The sequence below is a fragment of the Pseudomonas sp. 18-147 genome (assembly GCF_051048045.1).
GTDB lineage: Bacteria > Pseudomonadota > Gammaproteobacteria > Pseudomonadales > Pseudomonadaceae > Pseudomonas > Pseudomonas aeruginosa.
In genome coordinates, this window is the sequence record NZ_CP182296.1 from 6007732 (window position 1) to 6018464 (window position 10733).

13 protein-coding genes are annotated in these 10733 nt (G+C 66.7%); 10 read left to right on the top strand and 3 right to left on the bottom strand.

The window, feature by feature from the left end; translation table 11 throughout:
• The first annotated feature begins 2 nt into the window (after positions 1–2).
• The 10 genes from ACM0M4_RS28350 to ACM0M4_RS28395 all read left to right on the top strand — a co-directional run bounded on the left by ACM0M4_RS28350 (position 3) and on the right by ACM0M4_RS28395 (position 8018).
• Entirely contained in the window at positions 3–629 is a 627-nt protein-coding gene (locus ACM0M4_RS28350; protein WP_023110488.1) for a ubiquinone biosynthesis accessory factor UbiJ, read from the top strand.
• Positions 626–2227 carry a ubiquinone biosynthesis regulatory protein kinase UbiB gene (gene ubiB / locus ACM0M4_RS28355; RefSeq protein ID WP_115288898.1) on the top strand — a complete coding sequence of 534 codons (1602 nt, stop codon included), beginning with the start codon at positions 626–628 and terminating at the stop codon, positions 2225–2227. The genes ACM0M4_RS28350 and ubiB overlap by 4 nt, the downstream gene beginning before the upstream one ends.
• 115 nt (positions 2228–2342) lie before the next feature.
• Positions 2343–2747: a phosphoribosyl-AMP cyclohydrolase gene (gene hisI / locus ACM0M4_RS28360; protein WP_003095888.1), complete on the top strand. Its 405-nt coding sequence runs from the start codon at positions 2343–2345 to the stop codon at positions 2745–2747.
• On the top strand, positions 2740–3075 hold the full coding sequence (locus ACM0M4_RS28365) for a phosphoribosyl-ATP diphosphatase (RefSeq protein WP_003103458.1): 336 nt from the start codon (positions 2740–2742) through the stop codon (positions 3073–3075). Before hisI ends, ACM0M4_RS28365 begins: the two co-directional genes overlap by 8 nt.
• Positions 3076–3100: 25 nt before the next feature.
• Entirely contained in the window at positions 3101–3349 is a 249-nt protein-coding gene (locus ACM0M4_RS28370; protein WP_003095893.1) for a twin-arginine translocase TatA/TatE family subunit, read from the top strand.
• 13 nt (positions 3350–3362) lie between these two features.
• Positions 3363–3788, top strand: coding sequence for a Sec-independent protein translocase protein TatB (tatB, locus tag ACM0M4_RS28375; protein WP_054376170.1), 426 nt, complete (start codon positions 3363–3365; stop codon positions 3786–3788).
• A complete protein-coding gene (gene tatC, locus ACM0M4_RS28380) occupies positions 3785–4588 on the top strand; it encodes a twin-arginine translocase subunit TatC (protein ID WP_003095896.1) in 804 nt (267 codons plus the stop codon). Before tatB ends, tatC begins: the two co-directional genes overlap by 4 nt.
• Entirely contained in the window at positions 4585–5292 is a 708-nt protein-coding gene (locus ACM0M4_RS28385; protein ID WP_003095898.1) for a 16S rRNA (uracil(1498)-N(3))-methyltransferase, read from the top strand. Before tatC ends, ACM0M4_RS28385 begins: the two co-directional genes overlap by 4 nt.
• Positions 5293–5503: 211 nt before the next feature.
• On the top strand, positions 5504–7447 hold the full coding sequence (locus ACM0M4_RS28390; RefSeq protein ID WP_014603379.1) for a methyl-accepting chemotaxis protein: 1944 nt from the start codon (positions 5504–5506) through the stop codon (positions 7445–7447).
• Between the two features lie 109 nt (positions 7448–7556).
• Entirely contained in the window at positions 7557–8018 is a 462-nt protein-coding gene (locus tag ACM0M4_RS28395; protein WP_003095904.1) for a UPF0158 family protein, read from the top strand.
• 7 nt (positions 8019–8025) lie between these two features.
• Here ACM0M4_RS28395 and ACM0M4_RS28400 read toward each other — a convergent pair whose 3' ends face one another.
• From ACM0M4_RS28400 to ACM0M4_RS28410, 3 genes are all read right to left on the bottom strand, one after another.
• On the bottom strand, positions 8026–8760 hold the full coding sequence (locus tag ACM0M4_RS28400; RefSeq protein ID WP_003095906.1) for an amino acid ABC transporter ATP-binding protein: 735 nt from the start codon (positions 8758–8760) through the stop codon (positions 8026–8028).
• The gene (locus ACM0M4_RS28405; protein WP_003103450.1) at positions 8753–9715 is read right to left on the bottom strand and encodes an amino acid ABC transporter permease; all 963 of its coding nucleotides are present in this window, start codon (positions 9713–9715) and stop codon (positions 8753–8755) included. The genes ACM0M4_RS28400 and ACM0M4_RS28405 overlap by 8 nt, the downstream gene beginning before the upstream one ends.
• A 65-nt stretch (positions 9716–9780) precedes the next feature.
• Positions 9781–10581: a transporter substrate-binding domain-containing protein gene (locus ACM0M4_RS28410; RefSeq protein ID WP_003095910.1), complete on the bottom strand. Its 801-nt coding sequence runs from the start codon at positions 10579–10581 to the stop codon at positions 9781–9783.
• Positions 10582–10733: the final 152 nt, after the last annotated feature.

The window sequence follows — 10733 nt, forward strand, 5'->3', positions numbered from 1 at the left end:
CGATGAGCTCGCTGCTGATCCAGGCCGTGCTGGCCGCCGCCGAAACCGGCATCAATCGCGTCCTGCGCCTCGACGGGACAGCGCTGCCGCGCCTGCGCAGGCTTTCCGCCAAGGTCATCGAGGTCGACTGCCTGAGCCCGCCGCTGCGGGTCTTCATCCTGCCCGCCGGCGACGGCCTGCACTTCGCCGCGCAGCATGAGGCGGAGGTCGACTGCACCCTGCGTGCGCCGGCCGGCAACCTCCTGCACCTGGCCCTGGCGCGCGACAAGACCCGCGTCCTGCACAGCCCGGAAGTCAGCATGGACGGCGACAGCGCGGCCCTGCTGGAACTGGCCGGCATCCTGCAGAGCCTGGAGCTGGACTGGGAGTACGAACTGTCGCGCTGGCTCGGCCCGCTCGCCACCCAGGTGCTCGGCAGCAGCCTGCGCGACGCTTCGCGCTGGAGCGCGCAGAGCCTGCACAGCCTGCGCCTGAACCTGGCCGACTACCTTGCCGAGGAAAGCCGTACGCTGGTCGGCCAGCACGAAGCCGAAGCCCGCTTCGCCGAACTGGACCAGCTGAAGCTGGCCCTCGATCGTCTCGACGCGCGCGTCGGACGCCTCAGCCAAAAGACCAAGCCCGACGCATGAAGCTCCTCGCTGTCCGCCGCCTCCTGCGCATCCAGCGCGTCGTCATCCGCTACCGCCTGGACGACCTGATCCTCGAACTGCCGATGCTGCCCTGGTGGCTGCGCCTGCTCGGTGCCACCCTGCCCTGGCGCTGGCTGCCGCGGCGCAAGCTGGAACTGACCCGCGGCGCGCGCCTGCGCCTGGCACTGCAGGACCTCGGACCGATCTTCATCAAGTTCGGCCAGATTCTCTCCACCCGCCGCGACCTGCTGCCCGACGACATCGCCAACGAACTGGCCTGGCTGCAGGACAAGGTGCCGCCCTTCCCACCGGAGCTGGCGGTCAAGCGCATCGAGGAACAGCTGGGCGCGAAGATCGAACAGGTCTTCGCCCGCTTCGAACGCGAACCGCTGGCCTCCGCCTCGGTGGCCCAGGTCCACGCCGCGCGCCTGAAGAGCGGCGAGGAAGTGGTGGTGAAGGTGATCCGGCCGAACCTGGAACCGGTGATCCGCTCCGACATCGCCTGGCTGTTCATCCTCGCCCGCCTCGCCGAGCGGGTCTCCAGCGAGGCGCGGCGCCTGCACCCGGTGGAAGTGGTCAGCGACTACGAGAAGACCATCGTCGACGAACTCGACCTGCTCCGCGAGGCGGCCAACGCCTCGCAGCTGCGACGCAACTTCGAAGGCTCGCCGCTGCTCTACGTGCCACAGGTCTACTGGGACTGGTGCCGGCCCAAGGTGCTGGTGATGGAGCGCATCTACGGCATCCCGGTGACCGACCTGGAAACCCTGCGCGACCAGCGCACCGACTTCAAGGCACTGGCCGAGCGCGGCGTGGAGATCTTCTTCACCCAGGTGTTCCGCGACAGCTTTTTCCATGCCGACATGCACCCCGGCAACATCTTCGTCAGCACCCGCGCGCCCTGGAGCCCGCAATACATCGCGGTGGACTGCGGCATCGTCGGCAGCCTGACCGACGAGGACCAGGACTACCTGGCGCGCAACCTGATCGCCTTCTTCAAGCGCGACTACCGCAAGGTCGCCCAACTGCATATCGACTCCGGCTGGGTACCGGCGGAAACCAAGGTCAACGACTTCGAGGCGGCGATCCGCACCGTCTGCGAACCGATCTTCGAGAAGCCGCTGAAGGACATCTCCTTCGGCCAGGTCCTGCTGCGCCTGTTCCAGACCGCGCGTCGTTTCAACATGGAGATCCAGCCGCAACTGGTGCTGCTGCAGAAGACCCTGCTGAACATCGAAGGCCTCGGCCGCCAGCTCTACCCGGAACTCGACCTGTGGGCCACCGCCCAGCCGTTCCTGGAGCGCTGGATGCGCGAACGGGTCAGCCCGAAGCAGTTGCTGCGCAATTTCCAGCAACAGGTCGAGCAGGTGCCGCACCTATCGCAAATGGCCCGCGACACCCTCGAACGCCTGTCACAACCGCACGCCCACAATGCGCCGCCGCCGGAGTGGAAAGGTTCCCGCCACGACTGGCTCGGGCGCCTGGTGGGCGCGGTGCTGCTGGTCGGCGCCGTCGAGGTCGGCCTGGGCCAGCAGCTGGAAGCCTGGCCGGCGTGGGTGATGCTGGCCGGCGGGGTGTTCCTGATCCTGCGCCGCTAGCGCCGCGCACGGCCACTAGGCCCGCGCCGATAGCCAGTCGCGCTCCCGGCTGGCACACTACTCCCATTTCCGCCGGAAACGCGCGCAACGTACCGGCAACGAACGTGGAAAGACCATGAAAGACTGGCTGGATGAGATTCACTGGAACGCCGACGGCCTGGTCCCGGCGATCGCCCAGGATCACGAGACCGGGCGCGTGCTGATGATGGCCTGGATGAACCGCGAGGCGCTGGCCCTGACCGCCAGCGAGAACCGTGCAATCTATTGGTCGCGTTCGCGTGGCAAGCTGTGGCGCAAGGGCGAGGAGTCCGGGCATGTGCAGAAGCTGCACGAACTGCGCCTGGACTGCGACGCCGACGTGGTCATCCTGATGGTCGAGCAGGTCGGCGGGATCGCCTGCCATACCGGCCGGGAAAGCTGTTTCTACCGTGTCTTCGAGAATGGCGCCTGGAAGACCGTCGATCCGGTGCTGAAGGACCCGGACGCTATCTACGAACACGCAGGACACCACCATGAGTGACACCCTGACCCGCCTGGCGGCGGTGCTCGAGGAGCGCAAGAACGCCGCGCCCGACAGCTCCTACGTGGCCAGCCTGTACCACAAGGGCCTGAACAAGATCCTGGAGAAGGTCGGCGAGGAGTCGGTGGAAACCATCATCGCCGCCAAGGATGCCGCAGCCAGCGGCGACTGCCAGGACCTGATCTACGAAACCGCCGACCTCTGGTTCCACTCGCTGGTGATGCTCTCGGCCCTCGGCCAGCATCCGCAAGCCGTGCTGGACGAACTGGAGCGCCGCTTCGGCCTTTCCGGCCACGCCGAGAAAGCCGCCCGCCAACCATCGGCCTGAACCTACACATTGCGAGGAATACGACATGGGCATTTTTGACTGGAAACACTGGATCGTCATCCTGATCGTCGTGGTACTGGTGTTCGGCACCAAGCGCCTGAAGAACCTCGGTTCCGACGTCGGCGAAGCGATCAAGGGCTTCCGCAAGGCGGTGAACACCGAGGAAGACGACAAGAAGGACCAGCCCGCCGCCCAGCCGGCCCAACCGCTGAACCAGCCGCACACCATCGACGCCCAGGCGCAGAAGGTCGAAGAGCCGGCGCGCAAGGACTGACGGGTAGCCATCGATGTTCGGAATCAGCTTCAGCGAACTGTTGCTGGTCGGGCTGGTCGCCCTGCTGGTGCTCGGCCCCGAGCGCCTGCCGGGCGCCGCACGTACCGCCGGCCTGTGGATCGGCCGCCTGAAGCGCAGTTTCAATACCATCAAGCAGGAAGTGGAACGGGAAATCGGTGCGGACGAGATCCGCCGGCAACTGCACAACGAGCACATCCTCTCGATGGAGCGCGAAGCGCAGAAGCTGCTGGCCCCGCTGACCGGCCAGAATCCCCCGCAGGAAACCCCGCCGCCGGCGGCCGAGAGCCCGGCGCCGAGCGTACCCACGCCGCCGCCGACCAGCACGCCTGCGATTCCGCCCGCGGACGCCGCGGCACCGCCGGCAGTCGCTACCTCCACTCCCCCTTCGCCACCGTCCGAGACGCCGCGTAATCCATGAGCGCCGATAAACCCGAGCAGCCTGAGCACGACCAGGAAATGCCCCTGGTCTCGCACCTGACCGAACTGCGTACGCGCCTGCTGCGCAGCGTGGCGGCGATCTTCCTGATCTTCGCCGGCCTGTTCTACTTCTCGCAGAAGATCTACACCCTGGTCTCCGAGCCGTTGCGCCGCTTCCTTCCGGAAGGCACCAGCATGATCGCCACCGACGTCGCCTCGCCGTTCCTCGCGCCGTTCAAGCTGACCATGGTGGTGGCGCTGTTCCTCGCCATGCCGGTGATCCTCGCGCAGGTCTGGGGCTTCATCGCGCCCGGCCTGTACAAGCACGAGAAGCGCGTGGCGCTGCCGCTGCTGGTGTCCAGCATCATCCTGTTCTACGCCGGGATGGCCTTCGCCTACTTCCTGGTGTTCCCGATGATCTTCCACTTCTTCGCCAGCGTGACGCCCGAGGGCGTGGCGATGATGACGGACATCAACAGCTACCTGGACTTCGTCCTGACTCTGTTCTTCGCCTTCGGCGTCGCCTTCGAGATCCCGGTGGCCACGGTGCTGCTGATCTGGATCGGAGTGGTCGACGTCGAGTACCTGAAGAAGATCCGCCCGTACGTGATCATCGGCTGTTTCGTGGTCGGCATGGTCCTGACCCCGCCGGACATCTTCTCCCAGACCATGCTCGCGGTGCCGATGTGGCTGCTGTTCGAGATCGGCCTGCTGTTCGGCCGCCTGGTACGCAAGCGCGGCGAGCATCCGGACGACCAACCGGCCAGCGACGGCGACCAGCCTCCGGCCACCCGCCAGTGAACCTGCTGCTCCTCGACGACGCCGACTTCGTGTCGGCGGATCGTGCGGTCCTGCACGATCGCCGCCTCAAGCACCTGCACGAAGTGCACCGCGCCGAGAACGGCGACACCCTGCGGGTCGGCCGCCTCGGCGGCTGGATGGGCGAAGGTCGCCTGCTGAAGCTCGACGCCAGCGAGGCGACCCTGGAAGTGCGCTTCGACCAGCCGCCGCCGGCCAAGCTGCCGATCACCCTGCTGCTGGCCTTGCCGCGACCGAAGATGCTCCGCCGGGTGTTGCAGACCATCGCCGCGATGGGCGTACCGAAGCTGGTGCTGCTGAACAGCTACCGCGTGGAAAAGAGCTTCTGGCAGACCCCGTTCCTCGACCCGGCGGCGATCCGCGAGAACCTGGTCCTCGGCCTGGAGCAGGCCCGCGATACGGTGCTGCCGGAAATCATCGTCGAGAAGCGCTTCAAACCCTTCGTCGAAGACCGCCTGCCGGCCCTGGCCGCCGGCAGCCTCGGCCTGGTCGGCCATCCCGGTCCCTGGCCGGCCTGTCCGCGCGCGGTGGAGAAGCCGGTGACCCTGGCGATCGGCCCGGAAGGCGGCTGGATTCCCTACGAGGTCGACAAGCTGCGCGAAGCCGGACTGCATCCGGTGCAGCTCGGCGAACGCATCCTGCGCGTGGAAACCGCGGTCAGCGCCCTGCTTGCGCGGTTGTTCTGAAAAAACTCCGGTAAAAGACTGAAGGTTTTCCCCGCCCGGCCGACATCCTCTGTCGCGCAGGGCTCCGCACGACAACCATAAGACCTCGCCCGCCGGCCACGTACCGGCCCTCCGCGCCCGCACGCCGGACGCGACGACGCTGAGCCATTACCTGTTCCGCCACGCCATGGGGCTGCCAACCCAGGGTGTCGCACTGCCTGGAGTAATGACGATGTACGATTGGTGGGTTCTCCAACTGGCCAAGCTGAGCGTCAGCCGCAAGCTGATGGTCGGTTTCGGTGTCCTCCTCGCGCTGCTTCTGCTGGTGGTGATCAGCAGCAACCGCACCCTCACGCACCAGACCGCCCTCAGCGAGCAGCTCGCCGAAGTCGCCAGCCTGATGGAACAGACCCAGCAAGCCGAACAAGGCCGCCTGGCATTCGAAGCCGGCAGCGACCCGCGCCAGGCCGAGCAGGTCCGCCAGACCCTGGCCGGGATGCTCCAGCGCCTGCAGGCGCTGCGCGACAGCGAGCTCAACCCGGCCGCCCTGGCCCACCAGGCCGAAGCCATCGAAGCCTACCGCAAGGCCTTCGACGACCTCGCCGCAGCCGATCAGCAACGCAGCGCCGCCCGTGGTGTGCTGGTGGGCACTGCACAGCAGGCGCTGGACAGCTTCGCCCGCCTCGAGGAACTGATGGACGCCAGCCTCGCGCAACAGGCCGGCGACCCGCAGGCGTTGCAACGTAGCCGTGCGGTGGCCGACCTGCACCAACAGTTGCTCATGGTGCGTTACCAGGTGCGCGGCTACGTCTTCGAACGCAGCGACAAGGCCGAGCAGGCCGCGTTCGCCGCGTTCGACGCCCTCCGCCAGGCCGCCACGACGCTGCGTGGCCAGTTGCCCGGCGAGGCCGATGCGGCGCTGGAACAGGCCATGGGCAGCCTCCAGGGCTATCGTGGCGGGATCGAGCAGTTCCGTGCCGGCGTCATCCGCACGCGCCAGGCGCAGCAAGCGATGCAAAGCAGCACCCAGGATATGGCCCGGGCCGGCCGGACCCTCACCGAAGCCGGTCGCCAATTGCGCGAGAGCACCGCCAGCCGCGACCGCGCCAGCCTCTGGCTGATCGCCGCGCTGGCCCTGGCCTTCGGCTGCGTCGCCGGCTGGGCGATCAACCGGCAGATCGTCCGGCCGCTGGACGAAGCCCTCGCGCAGGCCGAGGCCATCGCCGCCGGCGACCTCGGCAAGCGTCCGCAGAATCCCCTGACCCTCCAGCGCCGCGACGAACTGGGCCAGTTGCAGCGAGTCATGCAGCGCATGGGCGACAGCCTGCGCGAGCTGGTCGGGCGGATCGGCGACGGCGTCAGCCAGTTGGCCAGCTCCGCCGAAGAACTCTCGGCGGTCACCGAGCAGACCCGCGCCGGGGTCAACAGCCAGAAAGTGGAGACCGACCAGGTCGCCACCGCCATGCACGAGATGGCCGCCACCGTGCAGGACGTCGCGCGCAACGCCGAACTGGCTTCCCAGGCCGCTCGCCAGGCCGACGAAGAGGCGCGCCAGGGCGACGCGGTGGTCGATCAGGCGGTGACCCGCATCGAGCGCCTGGCTAGCGAAATGGACGTTTCCAGCGAAGCCATGGCGCGCCTGAAGAACGAGAGCGAGCAGATCGGCAGCGTCCTCGACGTGATCAAGTCGGTGGCCGAGCAAACCAACCTGCTGGCGCTCAACGCAGCCATCGAAGCGGCACGCGCCGGCGACGCCGGACGCGGCTTCGCGGTGGTCGCCGACGAGGTCCGCGGCCTGGCCCAGCGCACCCAGCAGTCCACCGCCGAGATCGAGGGCCTGATCCAGCGTCTCCAGCAGGGCGCCGGCGAAGCCGCCGAACGCCTGGAGAACAGCCGCTCGCTGACCGCCAGCACGGTGGAACTGGCGCGCCGCGCCGGCGCCGCGCTGGACAGCATCACCCGCACCGTCTCCGACATCCAGAACATGAACCTGCAGATCGCCACTGCCGCGGAGCAACAGAGCACGGTGGCCGAGGAGATCAACCGCAGCGTCCTCAGCGTACGCGACGTCGCCGAGCAGTCGGCCGCCGCCAGCGAGCAGACCGCCGCCTCCAGCGGCGAGCTGGCGCGCCTGGGCACGCAGTTGCAGGCACAGGTGGGACGCTTCCGCCTGTAACATCCCGAGAGGATCCTCCTTGCATCGGCAGCCCCTCCCGTCCATCGAAAGCGGACAGGAGGGGCACCTTTGCGTAGGATCAGGCTTTCGCCTTTTGGGAGATGACGCCATGCGCCCGATGACCATCGATATCGACGAACTGGCCTTCGCCCTGGATACCCCGGGAATCGACCACTACCTCGACCTGTACAGCGGCAAGGTGCTGCTGATCTCCGCCGAGGCGCCCGATCCCGAACTGGACGCATTGCTGGAAAACGAGCCGGAACGCCTGCTGCTGATCGACCCGCTGAGCACCACCCAGTCGCTGGGACTGATGCAGGATTTCCTCCGCGAGGTGGAAGAGCCGCACGCCTATGCGACGCTCGCCAACGCGCTGCAGAGCCGCAAGCCGTTCAAGGCCTTCAAGCACTCTCTGATGGAGTACCCGGAACTGTTGCAGGACTGGTACCGCTACCAGAACGAGCGCCTGCGCGAATGGGCGCTGGACTGGCTGGAGGACAACGATATCCAGCCGGCCGCGCGGCAGAGTCCGACGTCGCTCCTGCCGCCGCCGGGCAAGCCGTTCGCCTAGCGCGGTACTAGAGGACCTGGCGGAGGAAGGCCTGGGCCCGCGGGTCCTGCGGATTGTCGAAGAACTGCGCCGGCGGCGCGTCCTCCAGCAGCTTGCCGTGGTCGAAGAACAGCACGCGGTCGGCCACTTCGCGGGCAAAGCCCATCTCGTGGGTCACGCAGACCATGGTCATGCCTTCCACGGCCAGGGTCTTCATGACGTCGAGGACTTCGCCGACCATCTCCGGATCGAGCGCCGAGGTCGGTTCGTCGAACAGCATCACCTTGGGGTCCATGCACAACGCGCGAGCGATCGCCACGCGCTGCTGCTGGCCGCCGGACAGGCGCGAGGGATATTCGTCGGCCTTCTGCCCGATGCCGACCTTGGCCAGCAGCGCCCGCGCCTTGGCCTCGCGCTCGGCCTTGCCGCGCTTGCGCACTACGCGTTGGGCCAGGCAGAGGTTCTCGAGCACGGTCATGTGCGGGAACAGGTTGAAATGCTGGAACACCATGCCGACTTCGCGGCGGTAGGCATTGATGTCGGTCCTCGGGTCGGCCAGGTCGACGCCGTCGATGCTCACCGAGCCTTCGTCGAACTCCTCCAGGCCGTTCAGGCAGCGCAGGAAGGTCGACTTGCCGGAACCGGACGGACCGATCACCACCAGTACCTCGCCCCTGGCCACGCGGGTACTCACGTCGTCCACCGCGCGCACTACCTGGCCGCGGGTATCGAAGACCTTCAGCAGGTTGCGTACTTCAATCACTTTGTCCGAGCCTCCGCTCCAGTCGGGATGCCATGTGCGAAAGGGGCAGGTTCAACAGCAGGTACAACGCGGCGACGCAGAACCAGATCTCGAAGGTGGAGAACGAGGTGGTGATCGCCTCGCGGCCGCTCTTGGTCAGTTCGGTGATGGCGATCACCGAGACCAGCGAGGTGTCCTTGACCAGGCTGATGAACTGCCCGGCCAGCGGCGGCAGCACGCGCTTGAAGGCCTGCGGCAGGATCACGTAGCGCATCGACTGGCCGGCGTTCAGGCCCAGGGAGCGGGCGGCCTCGTTCTGTCCGCGGGCGATGGACTGCACGCCGGCCCGGATGATCTCGGCCACGTAGGCGCCGGTGAACAGCGCCAGCGCCGCAACCCCGGCGAACTCGCGGGACAGGTTGAGCACGGTGCCGATGAAGAAGTAGAAGATGAAGATCTGCACCAGCAACGGCGTGCCGCGCACCAGCTCGACGTAGATCGTCGACAGGTCGTGCAGGGTCGGGTTCTTCGACAGCCGGCAGAGGCCGGCGACCAGGCCGATAGCCAGACCGATGGCACCGGACACCAGCGATAGCCAGAGGGTGGTCCACAGGCCCCAGAGCAGTGGGCCGGCGGCCCAGTGGCGGGTCACCCCGACCGCGTCGCCCTCGGCCACGTCGTCGCCTTCGGAGAATTGCAGGCTGTCCTGGGCGACGGTCACGACCTGCTTCTCGCCGCTCTCGCCAAGCAGCGTGACGCGCGCGTCCCTGCCCTGTTCCTCGATAGCCTCGACCCGGCCGATCTCGTTGGCCCGTAAAGGCTCCTCGGCCTGGTAGGCGAAGTACTGCGGAACGCGGTTCCAGCGCCATTCATAGGAAATCAGCGAGGTGGAGAACCACAGCGCCCAGGCCAGGACCAGCAGGATCAGCCCGGTCAGCAGGTGCCAGGGCCAGACGGAACGTTTCTTCTTGGTCACGGAAACTCTCTCGAACGATGGAATGCGCAGGTACGACGGCCCCCTTCGCGGGGGCCGTCAGCGGTTCATTCCATTTCCTTCAGCCACTCGGTGTTCTTGAACCACTTGTCGTGGATGCGCTGATAGGTGCCGTCTTCGCGGATCTGATGGAGGAAGTTGTTGATGAAATTGATGCTGTCGTAGTCGCCTTTCTTCAGGCCGAACGCCAGCGGCTCGTAGGTGAACGGCTGGTCGAGGTAGACCAGCTTGCCGGCGCCGAACTTGCTCACCGCCACCACGTTGTAGGGCGAGTCGTAGATGAAGGCGTCAGCCTTGCCGTTGACCACGTCCATCACCGCTTCCGGCTCGTTGTCGAAGCCGTGGTACTTGGCCTTGCTGATCAGCTTGCGGGCAACGATCTCACCGGTGGTGCCGATCTTCGAGGTGATGCTGTACTGCGGATCGTTCAGGTCCTTGTAGGACTTGATCTTGCCTTCCAGTTCCTTGCGCACCAGCAGGGTCTGGCCGACCACGATGAAGGGCTCGGAGAAGTTCAGGCGCAGGTTGCGCTCCTGGGTCAGGGTCATGCCCGAGCCGATCATGTCGAACTTGTCGGTCAGCAGCGCCGGGATGATGCCGTCGTAGCTGGTGGAGACCAGCTCCAGCTTGACGCCCATGGACTTGGCCATGGCCTTGAGCAGGTCGACTTCGAAGCCGATGATCTGGCCACGCTTGTTGGTCATCTCGAACGGCATGTAGGTCGGGTCCATGCCGACCCGCAGGGTGCCGCGCTTGACCGCGTCCTCCACCGCGCCGGCCGCCTGGACCGAAGCCACGCCCACCAGGGCGCAGACGCCCAGAACCAATGAAGCAAGATACTTTTTCATTCCCCAATCCCCAGCAGTCTTAGAAACACAGTCGTCGAACGGATGCTCTCGTCGTGTCGCCGTCCCGGGCGGGCAGCAGGCCATGACCGGCTGCGCAAAAGGCGGCCGATAGTACCTCAGCTGGCGAACGATACGAGACTTTCTGGATTGCC